We start from the raw sequence: 19,957 nt of genomic DNA on the forward strand, positions 1-19,957 counted from the left end.
TTCGAAGTACGCAAGTGCGAACGCAAGCGCAATTTTTTTCAGCGAGGAATCTGCGATCATCGAAAGCACGCGCCTTAGCTAACCTTGCCTTTCCGCTGATCTTTCAATGCCGACACAGCCGCCTGTTCTCACCACCGCCCGCCTGATCCTACGCGCCCACACGCGCGACGACTTCCTCGACAGCCACGCGATGTGGTCCGATCCCGAGGTGATCCGGTATATCGGCGGCAAGCCTTCCACACGCGAAGAAGTCTGGGCGCGTTTGCTGCGCTACGCCGGTCATTGGACGATGCTCGGCTACGGATATTGGGTCGTCCGCGAGAAAGACAGCGGGCGTTTCATTGGCGAAGTGGGCTTGGCCGATTATCAGCGCGATATCGAGCCCTCGCTGGCGGGCACGCCGGAAATGGGCTGGGCTTTGAGCCCCGCACTGCATGGCCACGGCTATGCGACGGAAGCCGTCCGTGCCGTGTTGGATTGGGCAGACGAAAGATGGCCAGACGCAGAGACCGCTTGCATCATTGCGCCGGAGAATGAAGCTTCGCTGCGAGTCGCGCACAAGGTCGGCTATCGCGAGCACCTCCGCACCATATACAAGGGGCAGCCGACCATCATGCTTCGGCGCGCACCTCGTGCGGCGAAATAAGCCAGCGCGAAGCTGGCTTATTCACCCTTAGATAGGCCGTCACTGACCTTCGTGAGACGCTGCTCTTTGTCGCGCGATGAGATCCGCTAGCCGCTCGACCTGCCGGCCTTCGGCGTCGAAGTTCGAGTTGTCGAGCCAACGTGTGTAGCTCGGACGCAGCGCAGGCCATTCGCTGTCGATAACTGAAAACCATGCGGTGTCGCGGCTGCGCTGACGATAAACAATCGCCTGGCGGAAGATTCCCTCGAACGTAAAGCCATAGCGCAACGCCGCAGCGCGCGACGGCTCGTTCAGCGAATCGCACTTCCACTCGAAACGCCGGTAGCCAAGCTCGTCGAACACGTATTGCATGAGCAGAAACATGGCCTCGGTCGCCACGCGCGTTCGCTTAAGACGCGGCGAATAGGTGACATGTCCCACTTCGATCACGCCGTTAGCCGGATCGATTCGCATCAGCGCCAGCGTGCCGACCGCCTTCCCGCTTGCGGCGTCGATCACTGCGTAGTGCAGCGGATCAGCCGACGCCGCGATGCGCGTCAGATGCTCACGGTAGGCGTCGAGGGTTTCGAACGGGCCTATTGCGAGATACGTCCAGTCGCGGGCGTCAGGTGCCGAGCGGTAGGCGTCGAAGAGATCCGCCGCGTGAGCTTCGACGTTGACCGGTTCGATCCGGCAATAGCGGCCGGCTAGCGGCGTCCGCGCGGGCGGCTTCGCGCCGTTCCAGTCGGGCAGCGGCGCTCCGATCGGTTGTTCGAACGCGTTACGTCGGGGTTCCATGTCTGCACTCCTGGCGTCTGGGGTTAATCGTTGGTCACAAAGAACATGATGAACGATACGGCAATCGTGGTATGTTAAAAAGATCCACGCGAAGCGTTTCTGATAGGTCCAGCCGTCCATGATCGAGATTATTGGCCCGCTTGCTCACACAGCCGCGAACCGCGGGCTCGCGGCTGGCGCCGCTATCGGCGACGCCCAGAAGCCCGCGCCGCTGCAGAAGCAATTGATCGAGCGTTTGCAGCAGGCGATTCTCGGCGGGCGCTTGCCGGCCGGGTCGTTGCTGCCGTCATCGCGACTGCTTTCGGCGGAAATGGGCGTGTCGCGAAACACCGTGGTCATTGCCTATGAACACCTGGCGGCAGTCGGTTATGTGGTGGCGGACAAGAAGGGCACGCGCGTAAGCCCGCTGTCGAGCCGCGCCGCGCGTGCCGAGCCGCCTGCACGATCTGCCCCGCCGAAAGTGGCCTACGCGGCCCGCGTCGGCCAGTTCACGGCGACGCGCACCCCTGTGGATGCTGCGTTGCCGCTCACGCCCGGCACACCGGCGCTGGACCGCTTCCCGTTGGCCGCATGGCGGCGCGCGCTGGAGCGTTCGATGGAGCGCGCGTTGCCGCTCGCGCTTGGCTACGGGACGCCAGCGGGTGAGCCGGCGTTGCGCGACGCCATTGCCGCGCATTTGCGGATGGCGCGCGGGGTGCGCTGCGAAGGCTCGCAGGTAGTGATCACCGAAGGCGCGCAGGAGGCGCTGAACCTTTGCGTGCGCCTTTTCACGAATCCCGGCGATGTCGCGTGGATCGAGGACCCCGGTTATCGCGGCGCGAAGGCGGCGTTCAACCAGGGTGATCTGACAATGGTGCCCATGCCCGTCGACGCGGAAGGCATGTGCGTGCCGTCCGGCGCCTGGCGCGCGCATCTGCCGAAACTGATCTATACATCGCCCGCGCACCAGTATCCGACGGGCGCGGTATTGTCGGTAGCCCGGCGGCTGGAATTGATCGCCGAGGCGCGCCGCTGCGGCGCGTGGGTGATCGAGGACGATTACGACGGCGAGTTCCGCTACGCCGGGGAACCAATTGCGAGCATGCAGGGGCTCGTCGACGACGCGCCGGTTCTCTACGTCGGCTCGTTCAGCAAGACGATGTTCCCGGCGCTGCGCATCGGCTTCGTCGTGTTGCCGCCGGCGATTGCCGCGCACGTCGAGGGAGCCTTGTGTGAAATGCTGCGTGGCGGGCATCGGCTGGAGCAGCTTGCGCTCGCGCATTTCATGGAGAGCGGCGAATTCGGGCGGCATCTTGGCCGCATGCGACGGCTATATCGTGAGCGGCAGCAGGCACTGCGCGAAGCGCTTAGCGAACACTTCGCGTCGTCGGAGATATTGGGCGGCGATTGCGGCATGCATTTGACACTCCGCATGCCGCCGGGCATCGACGATCAGGCGCTTATCCCACGCGCACTGGCGAAAGGGCTAAGTCCGCGTGCGTTGTCCGGATTCGCGCTCAAGCCGAACGCCGGCACGAACGGCCTTGTGATCGGCTATGGCAATACCTCCGCGGAGGAACTCGCACCGGCCGTGCGGACCCTGTCCGAGCTTGCTGCCGGCATGGAAAAACCGCGTCGTCGCCGGGCCTGAGTTTTAGCGTTTGTCCGCGCGGCCCATGTCGCGCTATCGTGTCGTTTATGCGTGGCGGTTGCGACGAGGCAATATCGACGGAGCGCCCGCATCATGTTCCGCGCGCCGTCTGGTGCGCGTCGCCGGACGGCTGCGCAGTCCGGGCATGAAGCATCCCTTTGGTGTGGTTTTCTATGACGATTTATCCGATTGGAGATGACATGAAGGAAATCGAACCGACCCCGTGGTTTGAACTGGCCGCTGACTTGCCCGCGCGCGACGGCTGGTACGAGGTGCAACTGGCGAGCGGGGACACGGCATTCGCCAAATTCGGCAAGGGCGAGTGGACCGAGAAGCCGGACGATGAGTTCACGCACTGGCGCGGGCTTTCCGCCGATCCATCGCAGGCGGGTGAGGGCGCTGAAGACGAGGCCAAAGCAGTGACCGACGGGGCCGAAGCCGCCGGCGATGCCGACGCCAAAGGCGCAGACGAACACATCGACGCCGAGGCCACCGCGGCGAACGGCGTACGAGCCGCATGGAACGCGTTCTTCCCAGGGCTTGGCGAAGAGCAGCACAAACCGGTGGACGCCGTTCCCAACGGAAAAGCGCCGCATTGATGCATGCGAGGGCGGCGGCTCATGGGTTGCCGCCCTGACAGATCAGACCTTCGGGCAAAACAAAGTATGAAAGTTACGCGGGAACCGGTGGCATTGCCACGCGCCACGCAGTTACTCAATCATGGACCGGTCACCATCATCACGAGCGCGCACGAGGGCCGCTCGAACGTCATGGCAGCTTCATGGGCGATGCCGCTCGACTTCGATCCGCCGAAGGTAGTGGTCGTGGTGGACAGCCGCACGCTGACCCGGCAATTGATCGAAGCAAGCGGTGTGTTCGGTCTACAACTGCCGAGCCGCAAGTTCGCCGCGCAGACGCTTGCCGTCGGCACCAACGCTGGGCTGGAACTCGACAAGTTTTCTGCCTTCGAACTCGAAACGTTCTCTGCGGAAAAAATCGACGTGCCGATGCTGGCCGGCTGCATCACGTGGATGGAATGCAAGGTGATTCCCGACGATAGCCAGCGGCACGATCTGATTATCGGCGAAGTGGTGGCCGCCTATGCCGACAGCCGTGTGTACTCGAACAACCGTTGGCATTTCGGCGACGATCCCGATCTTCGCACCTGCCATTACGTCGCCGGCGGGACGTTTTTTGCCACGGGCGACGCGTTCGAAGTTTCACCTGCGGCAAATGCTCTGAGCGCGTCGCCGGCGAGCCGGTAACGAACCCATTCGCTTTGGGCGCTCGCGCCGATCGATTCATAGAAGCCGATTGCGGGCGCATTCCAGTCGAGCACGCTCCATTCGAAGCGGCCACAGCCGGTCTCGCATGCAATGCGCGCGAGGTGGCGCAGCATCTGTTTGCCGGCGCCGCTGCCGCGCGATTTCGGCGATACGTACAGATCTTCCAGATACAGGCCTGTTTTGCCGAGCCACGTCGAGTAGGAGAAGAAATAGACGCAAAAGCCGATCGGCGCGCCGTTCATTTCGCAGATCAGCGCGGTGGCCGTGGCTGCGGGGGAGAAGAGGCTCGCTTCGATGTCTTGCACGGTGGCGACGACTTCGTGCTCAGCCTTTTCGTATATCGCGAGTTCGGTGATGAAGTTGAGGATGAGCGGGGCGTCGGCGGCGGTGGCGGGGCGGATCTGGATGGTCAAGGGTGGGTTCTGTTGTTGCGTTGAATGATCGAGTGTCGGAGCCTGATGCGCACGTAGCACGTCGGGTAGGCCAGCGCTCCTTTAGCTTGAACAGCGAGCATAGCAGTGACTGCGCCGAGGTTCCATGCGACGGACTCGTAACGGTGCTTAGTAAAGGTGAGAGACCTTCAGCCTGTTGCCCCATCGCGAATTCAGGTACTCAACTGCGAGGCGGCGGTGGCACTGGTGAGGTTTGTCCTCACTGCATAGCAAGCATCCGCGATCGAACAGCGCGATATCCAGATTGCTTTCCACGCGCCGTTTGGCGATTAGCTCTGTGTATGCGTCAGCATAACTGTCCCACGTCATCTCTTTGTCCTGATACCGCCGCAGCATGCCTTTCTCCGGAGCCAGGTCTCCTAGCTCGACAAAGTCGGCGCCGAGCAGCTCAGACAGAAAAAATTTCAGATCCGCCTTCTTTGCGAAGCCGGCCAGCTGAGATGTATTGTTCAGACGGACGTCAAGCAGTGTTCGCACCCCAGCCCCGCGCAGCAAGCTGAAAAACTTCTCCGCGGTCTTGTTCGTGAATCCAATCGTTGAAACGTCGATGTTCGTCACTTGCCTCGCGTCCTCGCTGCGTCATGTCCGGTGAGGTCATGCGTGATTCTGGGAATCAACTTAGATCACCCCTTCAAAGGCAACCATATCTCAAACCCGCCCATCCCACTAACCGGATCAAACTTCTCGTCGTAGCGCTCGAAGTTGGGCGCATCGGCGGGAAGGTGTCCCGACGCAGGCAGCCACTTGTTCCAGATTGTGTTCCAGGTGCGCCGCACCGTCGACACATGCTCGCGATGACTGAACACCGCATACCTGTTCGCCGCAATGCGCAAACGACTGAACTCGCCGGGCAATGAAGCGAAGTCGCTGACTTCCACGCCGCACACGTAGTCGATGTTGCCGGCGTCGTCCGCGTTGTAGCAGACGCCATACGCGACGTTGCCCACCTGGCCCGGCACTTTGCCGAAATACGCGTTAAAGCGTTGCCATTGCGATGGAATCGCGGCGGCGCTCTCGCACGTATAGCGCGCGCTCAGACCCGCGACGAGAAACGCCCTGCCGTCCTCAAAGCGCGGCGGCTCCAGATGCGTAAGAAGGGTTTCGTCCATTTTGATCGGCTCCACGATGACAAGATTGTCGAGATGACCACGCGCGCGCAACGCCTCGGGCGTGAGCCCGAATTGCTCGCGAAACGCGCGCGTGAATGCTTCGTGAGAGCCGTAACCAGCGTCGATAGCAACCGTCAGTATGTCCGGCGCACCATTCGCGAGTCGCCGCGCGGCCTCGCTCAGGCGACGCCCGCGCACGTAGCGCATGACCGGCGCGCCGGTCGCTGCTTCGAAAGCACGCGCAAGGTGAAAGCGCGACACGCATGCACAGTGCGCGATGTCGTCGAGCGTGAGTTCGTCGGCAAAGTGGCTTTCGATAAACCACAGCGCTTTTCCAACCGGATTCATAGCAGCTCTCATGTCAGCATGAAACCAGCATAGCCAGCCGCAGACGCAGGCATTTGATCGCGCTTGCGGTTTCGCAATCGATGCAAACGACTACTCGATGCAGGCTGCGTGACCGGTGCCACGAGCGCGTGCAAAGCGACCAGCTCACGCCGGCTGCCAGCGCCGCGCGCGCATGTCGATCAGACGTTCTCCGTCGCCGCCGTATTGCCCGTGGGACGAGGCCGCCCGGCGGCGGACGCGCCGTGTGCTTCCTCCGCATCCGTATGTGTAGCGGCGTCCGCACCGCCCGGCCGTCCCGCGCGCAACATCACACCGCCGATCGCGCCTGCCGCCGCCGCGAAAATGGCGCCGAAGGCAAACGCCACGTGATAGCCGCTGTTGAGCGCGGCGAGCGCGTTTTGCGTCGCCAGCAAGTCACCGCTGCGTGCGGCCGCGAGACTCGCGAGTACCGCGAGGCCGAGTGCGCCGCCCATCATGAACGACGTATTGACGATGCCCGACGCGAGTCCCGAGTCGGCGGGATCGACGTCGCTCATTGCGGCGAGCAGCATCGGGTTGAAGGCGATGCCCGCGCCGAAGCCGAGCAGCATCATGCCCGGCAGCACATCGAGCACGAAGCTGCCGCCCACAGGTGCGCGCGCGAACAGCGCGAGCCCGCACGCGGCAACAAGCAGGCCCACCGCGAGAGGAATGCGCAAACCGAAGCGCATCACCACACGCGCCGACAGGCCCAGCGAGAAGAACGCCATGATGATATTGGCGGGCAAAAATGCGAGCCCGACTTGCAGCGGTCGATAGCCAAGCACGCGCTGCAAGTAAAGCGCGGAAATGAAGAACCACGCGAACATCGCGGCTGCCCACAGTACGCCGACGACATTCGCGGTGGCTACGTTACGCAGACGGAACAGGCCGAGCGGCATCAACGGATGTTGAACGCGTGATTCGATGATGAGAAACGCCGCAAGCAACGCGAGCGCAACGAGCAGCAAGCCAAGCGTTTGACCCGAAGTCCAGCCGGCTTCATTGCCGTTGACCACTGCGTACACGGCTAGCATCAGCGAAACGGTGACCGTGACCGCGCCGGCCACGTCGAGCCGTTCGCCGTGCGCGTGACCCCGCGCGGAAGGCAGCAGCGCCACGCACAACGCGTACACGGCGATGCCGATCGGCAGATTGACGAGAAAGATCCAATGCCAGCTCAGCAGATTGGTCAACAGACCGCCGAGCAGCACGCCGATGCTGCCGCCGCCCGCGCAGACGAAGCCATAGACGCCCATCGCCTTCGCGCGTTCTCCGGGCTCGGTGAACAGATTCATGATGAGCGACAGCGACACCGCGGACACGATAGCGCCGCCCAACCCTTGTACGGCGCGCGCACACACGAGCAAAATCTGCGAGTTGGCGAGGCCGCAAGCGAGGGATGCCACGGTGAACAGCGTGATGCCGCCGAGAAACAGTCTGCGATGACCGTACAGATCGCCGAGCCGTCCGCCCAACAGCAGACACCCGCCGAAGGTCAGCATGTACGCGTTCACGACCCACACGAGCGACGTTTCCGTGAAGCCAAGATCCGCAGCGATAGACGGCAACGCGACGTTCACGATTGTCGTATCCAGCACGATCATCAGCACACCGAGGCACAGCACGATCAGCGCGAGCCAGCGTTTGTTGCCGTGAATGGAATGGGTCATGCGAGAACTCCTGAGCCGCGGTCGATGGAGATTGCCGGCGGCTTCGAGCATAGGTGCGCCGTTTCAATGCGATGCCGGACGGGCCCACGGCCCGGCGCGATGTTGATCAACCCGATGTTGATCAAGCAATTGGCAAGTTGTCGAGGGCGAGGGGTTTTTTAGTTTAGCACTCGCGAGTTTTGCGTCACAACTACGAATTCCTGGGCGGGTGGACTTTCTTTGATGTCCAAGCTGCCTTGAGACGGACTCAGACGCAAGTCGCCGATTCTGCAATCTCTCCTAACGCTGCCGGGAATCACGACAGGTACGCAGGCAACTTCTCACACAGAGAAGGGGCGAATGACGGGCTGGTTTCAGTCGAGTGCAAGCTGACCGTAGTTTTAAGAGTTGTCGGATGTAAAGATATTCAAATCTCCTTAACAGTTGCTACGTCGACACCGGCCATAACAATCCAGGCCTAGTGCCGGACTTGTCGGCTTCTGCTAAGCGGTCGGCGCTTTATAGTGCGCTGTTCGCGGCCGGAGGCGACGGCGGGGGGATGGTTAAATGTAGTGGGAGAGAAGCTCATGAAAGCGGGTGCTTTGCGCAGTATGCTGCTCACATGTCAATGTGCAATGCGATAGCGCCGTACATGGGAGGAGCGCGAGCCATCGTTCTATGCAAGCAAAAGGCATTTCAAATCTATCAAGAGTGTAGAGGTTATTAATGGCTAACCATCCACCATATTCTGTAGGTCTGACCTACCTCGAAGACCGTCAAGAGTTCTCCTTACAGGCCATTGATCGAGCCAAACTAACGTCTGTCGTGGCAGGCTCGCTCGAGATTCCTGTTCTGCTCGACGAGCACAAATTTAACCTTGACGATGCATTCGCGCGACGGCTCGGTGCGGCAATGCTGGCCCTGATCGCACTTGGTCAACCCGCTATCGAGCAATACATGAACATTACTAAAGATCCAATCGAATAGCCGCAAGTAGCCGCGAATAGGATGACTTGAAACCACGCGGACTGGGAGGGGCCAAGAACAACTTGGCCCTCCCCCTATGTGCACGGCAATCTACAAGCCAATGCTCGATGCCAGACGCCTCGCGCTGTGCCGGGTGCGAGCATTCCAAAGATACCAAACATGCCGAGGATTTTGATGGCGAAACATCAACCGTACGACGTAGTCTTAAGCTACACGAGCGATCCTAAACAGTTGGTCGTACATACCGTAGAAGTTGCAAAGCTCGCTCCGCTGTTGGCTGAAAGAATGGAGCTGCCTGTTTGGGATGAAGGCGACTCAACGATTGACGACGAGTTCGCTCGACGGCTTGGAGTCGCCATGCTCAACCTCATCGCTTTGGGTCAACCGGGCATTAAGCAATACATGAGGGTTACGCAAGACCCGACCGGCAGCCCGCCAAGTCCTCCAGGCAACAATTCATAAGAAAGTGACTCGGAGCCGAAAGTAAAAAGGGCGGACAGGTTGTCTGCCCTTTTTGCTTCTCATCGCGCTTGGCTAGCCTGATCCGGAGCGTCCCTCACCCCCACCCACAATCCCATACTCCCCACCGCGCTCCAGCGCCCGCTGATATGCGGGCCGCGCATGGATCCGCTGCAAGAACGCGGTGACCGCTGGCCACGCCATTCCGCCGCGGGCCGTGGCCGCCTCGAGCGGGAAACTCATTTGTACGTCGGCGGCCGTGAACTCATTGCCGGCGAACCACGGGCTCTTTGCCAATTCCTTCTCGATATATCCAAAATGCAGCTTCAATTGCGGGTCGACAAATCCTGTTTGCAGCGTAGCCGCGATCTTGCGCGCAATTGGCTTCGCAAAGAAAGGCATCGGCGCACTCGCGATGCGCCCTGCGATCAGCTTGAGCAGCAACGGCGGCATTGCCGAGCCTTCCGCGTAATGCAGCCAGTACGTGTAACGCAAACGCTCAGGCGTGCCCTGCGCGGGCGCAAAACGCCCCTGCCCATACTTCTCCACCAGATACTCGATAATCGCGCCCGACTCTGCAATGGTCTGCCCGTCATCGGTAATGACGGGCGATTTGCCGAGCGGATGCACCGCGCGTAACTCGGGCGGCGCGAGCATGGTTTTCGGATCGCGCTCGTAACGCTTCACCTCGTACGGCACGCCGAGTTCTTCGAGCAGCCACAAGACGCGTTGCGAGCGGGAGTTATTCAAATGATGGACGGTCAGCATGGGTCGATAGATTGTGGCCAATGGAACGTCACATCATAAGGATATTGCGCAGAGGCAGGCCTCTAGCAGCAGGCCAACCTGGTCACACTCGCGACTTGGTTCCCATTAATTCGTTCGAAGGTAACGTTTCGTCCAGCAATTTGCGCGCGCTTTCAATGCCGGCCACGGGCAGTCCCTTCGGATCGAGCAGGCCCACCTGCACGAGCACGCTAGCCTGATCCCAATAGATGTGCTCGTTATAAAGCTTGTCGCCGCGGAAGCACACGACCGCGAGCATCGGCACCTCGAAATATTTTCCCGTTGGCGCAACGCCCGGTAACAGCCAGTCGATTTCACAGTCATGCGTGCAGCTGAAAATGAATTCGTCGACGATACGATCTGCGCCGATGGTCCGCGAAATCGGAATCAGCTTTGTATCAGCCGGATTCGAGTTGACGAAGTGATGCGTATAGAACCGCTTGAGGTTGTCGTGGCCGACACCGCCTGTCATAGTCGGCACGTGATTGACGTAAGGCTGCGCGACCATTGTGGGCATGACCGCTTCCACGTCGCGCGTGGCGAACTCGTGATAGCAATGCGCCTCCCACAGCGCGTTCAGATCGTAGACCGGTCCCAGCACTTTACGCAGTAGCGCAAGCGTTCGCGAATACGCCATCATTGCCGCGGGCTTGTCGTACTGCGGACGCGCGGGTGCCGCAAACGCATGGTCGCAACCGGGGTACACATACTGCTCGATTTGCGGACGTGCGCGCAATGCGGCGCTGATTCGTTCGCGAGTTTCCGGCGGACAGAGCGCGTCGTTTTCGGGGAAATGAAACACCATAGGGCAGCGCACGGCCGGCACTTCGTCCAGATAGGCATCGAGACCCACGCCGTAGTAGCTCACTGCGCAATCGACGTCGGTGCGCGCCGCGCTCAGGAACGCGAGCTTGCCGCCCAGGCAGTACCCGACTGCGCCGACCTTGCCGGCCTGCTCGGGCATCGCGCGCAGTGCGGCAATGGTGGCCGCGATATCGTCCACTGCCCGATTAGTGTCGAACTGATTCAGGTAGGCGAGCGCCTGCTTCATGTCGGCTTCGTCATAACCCAGTTCGATGCCTGGCTTTATCCGCCAGAAGAGATCGGGCACCAGCACCACGTAGCCTTCCTCGGCGAAGCGGTCGGCCGTCGCCTTCATGGTGTCGTTGACGCCGAAGATTTCCTGCAACAGAACGAGTCCGGGGCCCGAGCCTTGCGCGGGACGAGCGACGTACGCGTTGAAACGGCCGCCGTCCTGGGCGACAACTTCAATGAAAGAGCCGGCCATGCGTTTGTCTCCTGAGGTTTGCGAGGAATAGCGAGGAAGCGAGGAAGCGGGGAAGAGCCTACGCCATCGTACGCAATTCGAAGCGCTTGAGCTTGCCTGTTTCGGTGCGCGGCAGTGAATCGACAAAAGCGACCACGCGTGGATATTTGTAAGGCGCCACCGTATTTTTCACGAAGTCCTGCAGTTGCGCCACGAGATTGTCGTCGCAGGTATAACCGGGGTTCAGCACCACGAAGGCCTTCACGATTTGCCCGCGCGTTTCATCCGGCACGCCGATTACGCCGCATTCGGCCACCGCTTCATGTTGCAGCAAAACGCTTTCTACCTCAGGACCCGAAATGTTGTAGCCGGCTGAGACGATCATGTCGTCGGCGCGTGCCTGATAGAAAACATAGCCGTCCGCGTCGAGATATACCGAATCGCCCGGCAAATTCCAGCCGTCGCGCACGAATTTCATTTGCCGTTCGTCTGCGAGATAACGGCAACCTGTCGGCCCGCGCACGGCTAGCTTGCCTATCGTGCCGGGCGCAACGGGTTGCATTGCGTCGTCCACGGCTTGCACGATGTAGCCCGGCACCGCGCGTCCAATTGCATGGGGGCGAATCTCGTCGCCCTGCGCCGAAACAAAAATGTGAATCAACTCAGTGCCGCCGATACCGTCGATCATGTCGATGCCAGTAGCGTCGCGCCACAGCCGCCGTGTCGAATCGGGCAACGCCTCGCCGGCCGACACGGTTTTCTGCAAGCTCGACACATCGTGACGCGCGACGAGCGGTGCCATCTGCCGATAGAAAGTGGGCGCCGTGAACATGATGGTTGCGTGAAAGCGCTCGACGGTCTGCAATAACGTCTCGGGCGTGAGCTTCTCTATCAATACCGTCGACGCGCCCACGCGCAACGGAAAACACAGCAAGCCGCCGAGCCCGAAGGTGAAAGCGAGCGGCGGCGTGCCGCAAAATATGTCGCTCGCCGAAGGCTTCAGCACATGACGCGGAAACAGATCGCACATGGCGAGCACGTCGCGATGAAAATGCATGCAGCCTTTCGGCGCGCCCGTGGTGCCGCTCGTGAAGGCGATCAGACACACGTCGTCGGCTGCCGTATCGCATGCGGCGAAGTCAGCGGGCTTGTTGATCGCAAGCGTGTCGAGTGAATCCACTGCATCGTCATGAAACAGCAGCGTTTGCTTCAGCTCAGCACAATAAAATTCGTCCTGAGGATCGTTGCAACGCGCGAGTTCTTCGGTCAGGCGTGCATCGCAGAGCGCGGCGCTTACTTGCGCCTTTGCAATGATCTGCTTCAACTCTTTCGCCCGCAGCAGCGGCATGGTAGGCACCGCAACCAGGCCTACTTTCAGCGCGGCGAGTGCAGCAACCGCCATTTGCAATGTATTTGGCCCTCGCAACAGAATGCGATTGCCCGGTTGCAAACCCATTTCATCGACGAGTACGTGCGCGCTGCGATTGACCATCGCAAGCAATTCTTTGTAGCTCGTAGCACGCGGCTCGTTGTCGACCAGCGACCAGATAGCCGCACGCTCGCCATGACCTGCTTCGATCGTCCTAGCCAAAAGTTCCGTCGCGCAGTTGAAACGCGCCGGATAAGCGACATCCGGATTGTCCAGCAGAAATACAGGCCATTCATCCTGCGGCGGAAGATTGTCGCGCGCGAAAGTATCGACGTGTGCTGACGGTTCCATCGTGGTCTCCCCGGTTTCAAGCCGGCTCTATGCGCTTCAGTTGACGAGGGCTGCGTGTCCTTACTGCGGAATGACGGCGGTTGCTTCGATTTCGACCTTGGCTTCGTCTTCGATCAGCGCAACCACTTGCACCGCACTCATTGCGATGTCGTAGTCGCCGATCAACTCGCGAAACGCACGGCCTATTTCTTTTAACGAAGCGAGGTACTCGCGCTTATCCGTGACGTACCACGTCAGGCGCACAAGATGCTCTGGCCTGCCGCCCGCTTCGTGGAGCACGGCCAGTACATTCTTGAGTGCCTGGATAGCCTGGCCGGCGAAGTCCGAGGTTTGAAAGCGCGCTTCTTCATTCCAGCCGATCTGGCCGGCAATGAAAACTTGCGTGCCGACTGCCGCGACGCCATTCGCATAACCGCGCGGCTTGACCCAGCCGGCGGGGAGAAGAGCTTTTTTCATGTGCGTTGCGCCTCGCTGAGTTCAGGCTGTGGAGCGAACTTCGCCAGTGAGCCGGCGATGTCGGTGGGAATGTCGATCGAGCGGCCGCTTTCCAGCGAGGTTGTGACGAGCACCTGCTTTGCTCTAAACCGCGCCTCGCCGTTGCAGTGACCGAGAATATCGATGGTGATCGAGCGCCGACCGATTGCGGCAACGGTTAGCGTCAGCATGATTGTTTCGCCCATCTGACTCGGGCGCGAAAACTCGCAGTCCAGTTTGACGATCGGCAGGCCGAGGCGGCGCTGGCCGATCATCTGCGCGTAGTCGACGTGCAAACCCTCGTTGAACCAGTCCTCAACAAGGGCATTGGTCATTACCAGATATTGCGGAAAGAACACGATGCCCGCAGGGTCGCAGTGCGAGAAGCGGATGCGTACGGGCCTTTCGAAGTGCGTGGTCATTTCGCGCGTTCTCCAGCGCTTGTCGCCGCATGCTCTTTCAACAGATCGCGGCCCACAATCAATTGCTGTACTTCCGTCGCACCTTCGTAAATGCGCAGTGCGCGAATCTCGCGGTACAGCAGTTCGACCGCGACGCCGCTTTGCACACCCATGCCGCCGTGAAGCTGAACGGCGGCGTCAATCACCTGCTGTGCGCCTTCGCTCGCGTGCCACTTGGCCATGGCTGCTTCGCGAGTCACGTTCTCACCCTGGTCGCGCAACCATGCCGCGCGATACACGAGCAGCGCACTGCTATCTATGGTCAACGCCATTTGTGCGAGCTTCGCTTGCGTGAGTTGAAAATCGCCCAAGGTCTGACCGAACATCTTGCGCGATGCGGCTCGCGTCAGTCCTTCTGCCATCGCATGTCGTGCGAAGCCGAGCGAGGCAGCCGCCACGGACGTGCGGAAAATGTCGAGCGTGCGCATTGCGAGCTTGAAGCCTTCGCCGGGTGCGCCGAGCATCTGGCTGCGCGGCACGCGCGCGCCTGCGAAATGCAGGCGCGCCAGCGGATGCGGCGCGATCACGTCGATGCGTTCGGCGATTTCCAGTCCCGGCGTATCCGCATCGACAATGAACGCGCTAATGCCGCGCGCGCCGGGCGCGTCTCCGGTGCGCGCAAAGACCACATAGAAATCGGCGATGCCACCGTTCGAGATCCACGTTTTATCGCCGTCCAGCACGTAGGCGTCACCGTCTTCGCGTGCAGCGAGCGACATTGCTGCAACGTCCGATCCGGCTTCCGGTTCTGACAACGCGAACGCCGCAATCGCGGAGCCGTTTGCCACGCGCGGCAGGTAGCGCGTTTTCTGTTCATGCGTGCCGCCAAGCGAGATCGCACCGGAGCCAAGCCCTTGCATCGCGAGAGCGAAGTCGGCGAGACCCGAATGCCTGGCTAGCGTTTCGCGCAGCAGACAGACGGCGCGCGTGTCGATCGTGTCACCGTGGCCGCCATAGGCCACGCCGCCCACGCCATATTTCAACCAGCCGGCGGCGCCGAGTTCGCGCACCAGTTGACGACAGGTCGAATCGACATCGCCGTGTTCGACATGCGACAAATTCGAGCGGCACCATGCTTCGATACCGGCAGCCAGTTCGCGATGCCGTGGCTCGAAAAAAGGCCACGCGAGCGCACTGTGCAGATCAACGTCTTTTTCCGCGCTCACCTCAGTCTCCCTCGAAGACGGGGCGCGACTTCGCGGCGAACGCCTGATAAGCGCGCCCGAAATCGCGAGTACTCATGCAAATGGCTTGAGCCTGTGCTTCGGATTCGATCGCTTCGTCGATGCTCATGCTCCATTCCTGGTGCAGCATCTTCTTCGTGATGCCGTGCGCGAATGTCGGGCCAGCGGCGAGATCGGCGGCGAGTTGTTGCGCGTCCTCAAGAAGTGCAGAAGGCTCGCAAAGCCGGTTATAGAAGCCCCATGCGTAGCCTTCGTCGCCGCTGGCAGAGCGCCCCGTGAAGAGCAGTTCGGCGGCACGCCCTTGACCGATGATGCGCGGCAGGATCGAGCACGCGCCCATATCGCAACCCGCCAGGCCGACGCGCGAAAACAGAAAGGCGAGCTTGCTGCGTGCAGTGCCGAGACGCATGTCCGAGGCCATCGCGAGAATCGCGCCTGCGCCGGCGCAAACGCCGTCGACCGATGCAATCACCGGCTGCGGACAATGGCGCATGGCTTTGACGAGGTCGCCCGTCATGCGTGTGAAGAGAAGCAGTTCAGGCATCGGCAGATCGATCAGCGGTGCGATGATGTCGTGCACGTCGCCGCCCGAGCAGAAGTTTTCGCCCGCGCCGTGGATCACAACGGCCTTCACATCGGTCGCATACGTGAGCTGGCGAAACAGATCGCGCAGCTCGGCATACGATTCGAAGGTAAGCGGATTTTTGCGCTCCGGCCGGTTCAACGTAATGGTCGCGACTTTGTTCGCGACCGACCAGCCGAAGTGCCGCGCTTCGTAACCTGCGAGTGTCAGGCGATTACCGGCCAACAGCGCGTCGGCGTTTGAATGTGGCATGTTCGTGTCTCCTGTCGCTGGGCGTTAGTCTTTCAAACTGTCCAGCAGATGTTTTTTCAATTTGCCGAGCCGCTGGTGCGTGCGGGACTTTTCCTCGAGACTGAGTCCGCCGAATAGTTCAACGACCCATTGTTCATGCGCGACCGCCATTCTGTCGAACGCTTTGCGGCCTGCGGGAGTAAGGCATACGCTGATTGAGCGGCGGTCGTTAGGGTCGGTATCGCGAGAGACCAAACCTTCTTTCTCCAGCTGATCAGTAATGCCGGTCACGTTGCCGCCCGTCACCATCAGACGTCGCGACAGTTCCGTCATCTTGAGTCCTTCTGGATGACGTTCGAGTTGGGCCATCAGATCGAAACGCGGCAACGTAGTGTCGAATTCGTTACGCAGACGTTTGCGCAATTCGGCTTGCACGAGGTTCGTCGTAGTCAACATGCGCAGCCACAAGCGCAAGCCCATGTGGCTGTCCGCGCCCGTGCTCATTTCCAGATCCACGACGTTCTCCGCAGGCTTCGCAACGCCTTTGCGCTGCGCTTTCGTTTCTGCTGCCTTTGCATCGCTTGCTGCAATCTTCTTGACGTTGGCTGGCCTGGTCACATTACCTCTCCACCGGAGATGGAAACGGATTGCCCCGTGATTGCATCGGAACCCGGTTGACACAGCCACAGCACGGCATTGGCAACCTGTTCTGGACTCACAAAGCGATGTTGCGGATTCGAGCGAAGCAGGCTTTCGCGAGCCTGCTCCTCCGTGCGCGACGTCTTGCTGGTGATCTGCTGCAGCGACGCGTGCAGCAGTTCGGTCTCGGTATAGCCGGGGCAAACGGCGTTGACCGTCACGCCTTTCGTGGCAACTTCGAGCGCGAGAGAGCGCGTGAGACCGATCACGCCGTGCTTTGCCGCGCAATATGCGGCGACATACGCGTAGCCAATTTGTCCCGCCGTACTCGCCACGTTGACGATGCGCCCATGTCTGCGTTCGAGCATGCCCGGCAGCACGGCGCGCGTGCCGAGGAAAACGCCGGTGAGGTTCACGTCGAGCATGCGCTGCCATAGCGTCATGTCGGTATGCGTGAACGGCGCGGCCTGTGCCTGCCCTGCGTTGTTGATGAGTATGTCGACGGCGCCAGCTTCGTTGAATGCTTTTGCAACGGACTCTTCTTGCGTGACATCGACGGTAATGCATGCAACGTCGCCCCATGCGCGGCATTTTTCACGCTGAGCCGCTAGCCGCTCCGAATTGCGGCCCATCAGCGTAACGCGCGCGCCGGCGTGCAGCAGCGCCTCTGCAATGGCCGCGCCGATGCCGCTTCCGCCGCCAGTAACAACGGCATGTTGTCCCGCAAGGGGAGATTGGATCGAGTTCACGTGGTTCCTTCCGCGCGCTGCGCGCGCTCTTGCGCCGAGAGGCCGGCATTTGCCGCAACCTGTGCGCGTTCACGTTCCAGATTGCGTTCGAGTTGCGACTTTGCGGCGGTGTACTGATTCGGCCATGTCACGTCGAAGTAGCCGATCTTCGCGGCCTCGTTCAAAGTCCACGATGGATTCGCGAGATGCGGGCGCGCGATCGCGCACAGATCGGCGCGACCGGCCGCGATAATGCTGTTCACGTGATCCGCCTCCGAAATCGCGCCCACCGCAATAGTCGCGATGCCGGCTTCGTTTCGCACGCGGTCGGCGAACGGCGTCTGGAACATGCGGCCGTACACGGGCTTTTCGTTCTTGCTGACCTGGCCCGACGAGACGTCGATCATGTCCGCGCCCGCCGCCTTGAACGCGCGTGCGATCTGCACGGCGTCGTCGGGCGTGGTGCCGCCTTCGACCCAATCGTTCGCTGAAATGCGCACGGAAATCGGCTTGTCCTGCGGCCACACTGCGCGAATCGCCTTGAAAACCTGTAGCGGATAACGTAGACGGTTCTCCAGCGAGCCACCGTATTCATCGGTGCGGTGGTTGGTTAGCGGCGAGAGGAAGCTCGATAAGAAATAGCCATGAGCGCAGTGCAATTCGAGCCAGTCGAAACCCGCTTCCGCCGACATTTGCGTCGCGCGCACGAACTGCGCTTCTATCTCGCGGAGCTCCTCGTGTGTCGCTTCGCGCGAATGCTGGCTGATGCCCGGCAGATACTGCTGCGGCGATGCCGAGATGAGTGGCCAGTTGCCTTCGGTGAGCGGCTGATCGATGCCTTCCCAAGCCACGCGCGTCGATCCTTTTGCGCCGGAATGTCCGAGCTGAATGCCGATCCTGGCGTCGGACTGCCCGTGCACGAGATCGACAATACGCTTCCATGCGGCGAGGTGCTCCGGCGCATACATGCCGGGGCATCCCGGCGTGATGCGCGCTTCGGGCGACACGCATGTCATCTCGGTCATAACGAGCGCCGCACCACCCATTGCGCGTGCGCCGAGATGCATCAGATGATAGTCGCCAGCGATTCCGTCGACAGCTGAGTACTGCGCCATTGGCGAAACGACAACGCGGTTTTTCAACGTGACACCGCGCAACGTGAATGGGGTGAACATTGGCGGAATCGAATGTTTTTGCGGCGCGCGTTCTACGCCTGAACGCCGTGCGAGCCAATCTTCGAAGCTGGACACGTAACGCGCGTCGCGCTCGCGCAGATTCTCGTGCGAGATGCGTTGCGAGCGCGTGAGCAGCGAGTAAGCGAACTGGTCTGGCTCGAACGATGTGTAGCGGTCCACGTGCTCGAACCATTCGGTCGAATTGCGGGCTGCGTTCTGAATGCGCAATACGTCGACGCTGCGCACGTCGGTGTAATGCTTTAACGCAGCATGCAAATCGCCCGGATGCGCACCGATGCTGTTGGCGAGTTCAATCGAATCTTCGAGCGCGAGCTTGGTGCCCGAGCCAATTGAAAAATGCGCGGTGTGCGCGGCGTCGCCCATCAGCACGACTGGCGTTTGCGTGCCGTCGGTATCGCTGCGCCAATGCACCCATTCCTGGTTGACGACGCGCGGGAAACGAATCCATTGCGACGAGCCGCGCAAATGCGCGGCGTTCGACAGTAGTGCGTTGCCGTCCAGGTACTTCGCGAAGAGTTTTTCGCAGAATGCAATGCTCTCTTCCTTGCTCATTTCGTCGAGTCCGGCGGCGCGCCACACACGCTCCGGCGTCTCGACAATGAACGTGGACGTTTGATCGTCAAAACGGTAGGCGTGCGCCTGAAACCAGCCGAACTGCGTTTCTTCGAACGCGAACGTGAAAGCGTCGAATAGCTTTCGCGTGCCGAGCCAGACGAAGCGGCAATCGCGCATGTCCAGGTCGGGCTTATAGGTCGACGCGTACTTTTGACGAATCGCGCTGTTCGCTCCGTCGCACGCGACGATGAGATCGGCCTGATATTCGGTGTCGTCGGTGACCTGCGTTTCGAACACGAGCTTTACGCCCAGTTCCTCGCAACGGGCCTGCAAGATGTTCAGCAGACGCTTGCGACCGATGCCGCAAAACCCGTGGCCGGACGAACGCACCTGGCGTCCGCGGAAATTGATTTCGATGTCGTCCCAATGATTGAACGCGTCGAGTATGGCGTTTGCGCTGGGGGCGTCGGCGGCGCGCAGGTTGCCCAGCGTCTGATCCGAGAACACCACGCCCCAGCCGAAAGTATCGTACGGGCGGTTGCGCTCCACGACGATGACCTCGTGCGCCGGGTCGCGGCTTTTCATCAACAGGCCGAAGTACAGCCCGGCCGGGCCGCCGCCGATACAGACAATGCGCATGCTGCTCCCCACTGTGAACTTGCTCGTGGAGTTAATTTAGGCGTAGATAGTTTAGGTGTCAAGCAAATGTGTGGATGCGTTTACCCGGGCGTTCTGGCAACCGCTACAGGCAAAACGGCGCAACGCGCGA

At 60.9% G+C, this 19,957-nt stretch carries 21 protein-coding genes; 6 read left to right on the plus strand and 15 right to left on the minus strand.

Annotation, left to right across the window (positions count from 1 at the left end; translation table 11 throughout):
• Positions 1 to 106: 106 nt before the first annotated feature.
• Positions 107 to 646 (plus strand): GNAT family N-acetyltransferase, encoded by a 540-nt coding sequence (locus H281_RS0118995; RefSeq protein WP_020068738.1) that lies wholly within the window; start codon positions 107 to 109, stop codon positions 644 to 646.
• Between the two features lie 39 nt (positions 647 to 685).
• On the opposite strand, the gene H281_RS0119000 is transcribed toward H281_RS0118995, so the two are convergent.
• Positions 686 to 1,423, minus strand: a complete 738-nt coding sequence (locus H281_RS0119000) for a GNAT family N-acetyltransferase (protein ID WP_020068739.1) — start codon at positions 1,421 to 1,423, stop codon at positions 686 to 688.
• A 118-nt stretch (positions 1,424 to 1,541) separates the two neighbouring features.
• On the opposite strand from H281_RS0119000, the gene pdxR reads away from it, so the two are divergent.
• The 3 genes from pdxR to H281_RS0119015 all read left to right on the plus strand — a co-directional run bounded on the left by pdxR (position 1,542) and on the right by H281_RS0119015 (position 4,318).
• Positions 1,542 to 3,053, plus strand: a complete 1,512-nt coding sequence (gene pdxR, locus H281_RS0119005; protein WP_020068740.1) for a MocR-like pyridoxine biosynthesis transcription factor PdxR — start codon at positions 1,542 to 1,544, stop codon at positions 3,051 to 3,053.
• Positions 3,054 to 3,253: 200 nt separating this feature from the next.
• On the plus strand, positions 3,254 to 3,652 hold the full coding sequence (locus tag H281_RS0119010) for a hypothetical protein (protein WP_020068741.1): 399 nt from the start codon (positions 3,254 to 3,256) through the stop codon (positions 3,650 to 3,652).
• Between the two features lie 66 nt (positions 3,653 to 3,718).
• Entirely contained in the window at positions 3,719 to 4,318 is a 600-nt protein-coding gene (locus tag H281_RS0119015; protein WP_020068742.1) for a flavin reductase family protein, read from the plus strand.
• Here the strand turns inward: H281_RS0119015 and H281_RS0119020 are convergent.
• The 4 genes from H281_RS0119020 to H281_RS0119035 form a co-directional block, all read right to left on the minus strand.
• On the minus strand, positions 4,225 to 4,752 hold the full coding sequence (locus tag H281_RS0119020; RefSeq protein WP_020068743.1) for a GNAT family N-acetyltransferase: 528 nt from the start codon (positions 4,750 to 4,752) through the stop codon (positions 4,225 to 4,227). The two genes, H281_RS0119015 and H281_RS0119020, sit on opposite strands and share 94 nt — an antisense overlap.
• Positions 4,753 to 4,899: 147 nt before the next feature.
• Complete coding sequence (locus H281_RS0119025; RefSeq protein WP_020068744.1) at positions 4,900 to 5,349, minus strand: DUF488 domain-containing protein; 450 nt, start codon at positions 5,347 to 5,349, stop codon at positions 4,900 to 4,902.
• 65 nt (positions 5,350 to 5,414) lie between these two features.
• Positions 5,415 to 6,248, minus strand: coding sequence for an AraC family transcriptional regulator (locus H281_RS0119030; protein ID WP_020068745.1), 834 nt, complete (start codon positions 6,246 to 6,248; stop codon positions 5,415 to 5,417).
• A 179-nt stretch (positions 6,249 to 6,427) separates the two neighbouring features.
• Positions 6,428 to 7,939: a DHA2 family efflux MFS transporter permease subunit gene (locus H281_RS0119035; RefSeq protein ID WP_020068746.1), complete on the minus strand. Its 1,512-nt coding sequence runs from the start codon at positions 7,937 to 7,939 to the stop codon at positions 6,428 to 6,430.
• Positions 7,940 to 8,644: 705 nt separating this feature from the next.
• Between H281_RS0119035 and H281_RS0119040 the strand changes: the two genes are divergently transcribed.
• Both H281_RS0119040 and H281_RS34740 read left to right on the plus strand, forming a co-directional pair.
• Complete coding sequence (locus H281_RS0119040) at positions 8,645 to 8,905, plus strand: hypothetical protein (protein WP_027804758.1); 261 nt, start codon at positions 8,645 to 8,647, stop codon at positions 8,903 to 8,905.
• Between the two features lie 174 nt (positions 8,906 to 9,079).
• Positions 9,080 to 9,367: a hypothetical protein gene (locus tag H281_RS34740; protein WP_051121014.1), complete on the plus strand. Its 288-nt coding sequence runs from the start codon at positions 9,080 to 9,082 to the stop codon at positions 9,365 to 9,367.
• Positions 9,368 to 9,439: 72 nt separating this feature from the next.
• On the opposite strand, the gene H281_RS0119050 is transcribed toward H281_RS34740, so the two are convergent.
• The 10 genes from H281_RS0119050 to H281_RS0119095 all read right to left on the minus strand — a co-directional run bounded on the left by H281_RS0119050 (position 9,440) and on the right by H281_RS0119095 (position 19,827).
• A complete protein-coding gene (locus H281_RS0119050) occupies positions 9,440 to 10,132 on the minus strand; it encodes a glutathione S-transferase family protein (protein ID WP_020068749.1) in 693 nt (230 codons plus the stop codon).
• An 82-nt stretch (positions 10,133 to 10,214) separates the two neighbouring features.
• Entirely contained in the window at positions 10,215 to 11,438 is a 1,224-nt protein-coding gene (locus H281_RS0119055) for a dienelactone hydrolase family protein (RefSeq protein ID WP_020068750.1), read from the minus strand.
• 58 nt (positions 11,439 to 11,496) lie between these two features.
• Complete coding sequence (locus H281_RS0119060) at positions 11,497 to 13,137, minus strand: AMP-binding protein (RefSeq protein WP_020068751.1); 1,641 nt, start codon at positions 13,135 to 13,137, stop codon at positions 11,497 to 11,499.
• Between the two features lie 60 nt (positions 13,138 to 13,197).
• The gene (locus H281_RS0119065; RefSeq protein WP_020068752.1) at positions 13,198 to 13,593 is read right to left on the minus strand and encodes a RidA family protein; all 396 of its coding nucleotides are present in this window, start codon (positions 13,591 to 13,593) and stop codon (positions 13,198 to 13,200) included.
• Positions 13,590 to 14,033: an acyl-CoA thioesterase gene (locus tag H281_RS0119070; RefSeq protein ID WP_020068753.1), complete on the minus strand. Its 444-nt coding sequence runs from the start codon at positions 14,031 to 14,033 to the stop codon at positions 13,590 to 13,592. The genes H281_RS0119065 and H281_RS0119070 overlap by 4 nt, the downstream gene beginning before the upstream one ends.
• Positions 14,030 to 15,238, minus strand: a complete 1,209-nt coding sequence (locus H281_RS0119075; protein WP_020068754.1) for an acyl-CoA dehydrogenase family protein — start codon at positions 15,236 to 15,238, stop codon at positions 14,030 to 14,032. The genes H281_RS0119070 and H281_RS0119075 overlap by 4 nt, the downstream gene beginning before the upstream one ends.
• A gap of 1 nt (position 15,239) precedes the next feature.
• Positions 15,240 to 16,091 (minus strand): enoyl-CoA hydratase family protein, encoded by an 852-nt coding sequence (locus tag H281_RS0119080; RefSeq protein ID WP_020068755.1) that lies wholly within the window; start codon positions 16,089 to 16,091, stop codon positions 15,240 to 15,242.
• Positions 16,092 to 16,115: 24 nt separating this feature from the next.
• Positions 16,116 to 16,688 (minus strand): MarR family winged helix-turn-helix transcriptional regulator, encoded by a 573-nt coding sequence (locus H281_RS0119085; protein ID WP_020068756.1) that lies wholly within the window; start codon positions 16,686 to 16,688, stop codon positions 16,116 to 16,118.
• Complete coding sequence (locus H281_RS0119090) at positions 16,685 to 17,458, minus strand: SDR family NAD(P)-dependent oxidoreductase (protein ID WP_020068757.1); 774 nt, start codon at positions 17,456 to 17,458, stop codon at positions 16,685 to 16,687. The genes H281_RS0119085 and H281_RS0119090 overlap by 4 nt, the downstream gene beginning before the upstream one ends.
• Positions 17,455 to 19,827 carry a bifunctional salicylyl-CoA 5-hydroxylase/oxidoreductase gene (locus H281_RS0119095; RefSeq protein WP_020068758.1) on the minus strand — a complete coding sequence of 791 codons (2,373 nt, stop codon included), beginning with the start codon at positions 19,825 to 19,827 and terminating at the stop codon, positions 17,455 to 17,457. Before H281_RS0119095 ends, H281_RS0119090 begins: the two co-directional genes overlap by 4 nt.
• Positions 19,828 to 19,957 lie beyond the last annotated feature (130 nt).

Source organism: Paraburkholderia caledonica (assembly GCF_000383275.1).
Taxonomy (GTDB): Bacteria; Pseudomonadota; Gammaproteobacteria; order Burkholderiales; family Burkholderiaceae; genus Paraburkholderia; species Paraburkholderia caledonica.

Excerpts from the sequence above, each read along its gene's own strand:
- H281_RS0119055 (WP_020068750.1), bottom strand. The coding sequence starts at position 11,438 with ATGGCCGGCTCTTTCATTGAAGTTGTCGCCCAGGACGGCGGCCGTTTC.
- H281_RS0119015 (WP_020068742.1), top strand. The coding sequence starts at position 3,719 with ATGAAAGTTACGCGGGAACCGGTGGCATTGCCACGCGCCACGCAGTTA.
- H281_RS0119060 (WP_020068751.1), bottom strand. The coding sequence starts at position 13,137 with ATGGAACCGTCAGCACACGTCGATACTTTCGCGCGCGACAATCTTCCG.
- H281_RS0119010 (WP_020068741.1), top strand. The coding sequence starts at position 3,254 with ATGAAGGAAATCGAACCGACCCCGTGGTTTGAACTGGCCGCTGACTTG.
- H281_RS0119000 (WP_020068739.1), bottom strand. The coding sequence starts at position 1,423 with ATGGAACCCCGACGTAACGCGTTCGAACAACCGATCGGAGCGCCGCTG.
- H281_RS0119095 (WP_020068758.1), bottom strand. The coding sequence starts at position 19,827 with ATGCGCATTGTCTGTATCGGCGGCGGCCCGGCCGGGCTGTACTTCGGC.
- H281_RS0119030 (WP_020068745.1), bottom strand. The coding sequence starts at position 6,248 with ATGAATCCGGTTGGAAAAGCGCTGTGGTTTATCGAAAGCCACTTTGCC.
- H281_RS0119035 (WP_020068746.1), bottom strand. The coding sequence starts at position 7,939 with ATGACCCATTCCATTCACGGCAACAAACGCTGGCTCGCGCTGATCGTG.
- H281_RS34740 (WP_051121014.1), top strand. The coding sequence starts at position 9,080 with ATGGCGAAACATCAACCGTACGACGTAGTCTTAAGCTACACGAGCGAT.
- H281_RS0119065 (WP_020068752.1), bottom strand. The coding sequence starts at position 13,593 with ATGAAAAAAGCTCTTCTCCCCGCCGGCTGGGTCAAGCCGCGCGGTTAT.
- H281_RS0119070 (WP_020068753.1), bottom strand. The coding sequence starts at position 14,033 with ATGACCACGCACTTCGAAAGGCCCGTACGCATCCGCTTCTCGCACTGC.
- H281_RS0118995 (WP_020068738.1), top strand. The coding sequence starts at position 107 with ATGCCGACACAGCCGCCTGTTCTCACCACCGCCCGCCTGATCCTACGC.
- H281_RS0119080 (WP_020068755.1), bottom strand. The coding sequence starts at position 16,091 with ATGCCACATTCAAACGCCGACGCGCTGTTGGCCGGTAATCGCCTGACA.
- H281_RS0119050 (WP_020068749.1), bottom strand. The coding sequence starts at position 10,132 with ATGCTGACCGTCCATCATTTGAATAACTCCCGCTCGCAACGCGTCTTG.
- pdxR (WP_020068740.1), top strand. The coding sequence starts at position 1,542 with ATGATCGAGATTATTGGCCCGCTTGCTCACACAGCCGCGAACCGCGGG.
- H281_RS0119040 (WP_027804758.1), top strand. The coding sequence starts at position 8,645 with ATGGCTAACCATCCACCATATTCTGTAGGTCTGACCTACCTCGAAGAC.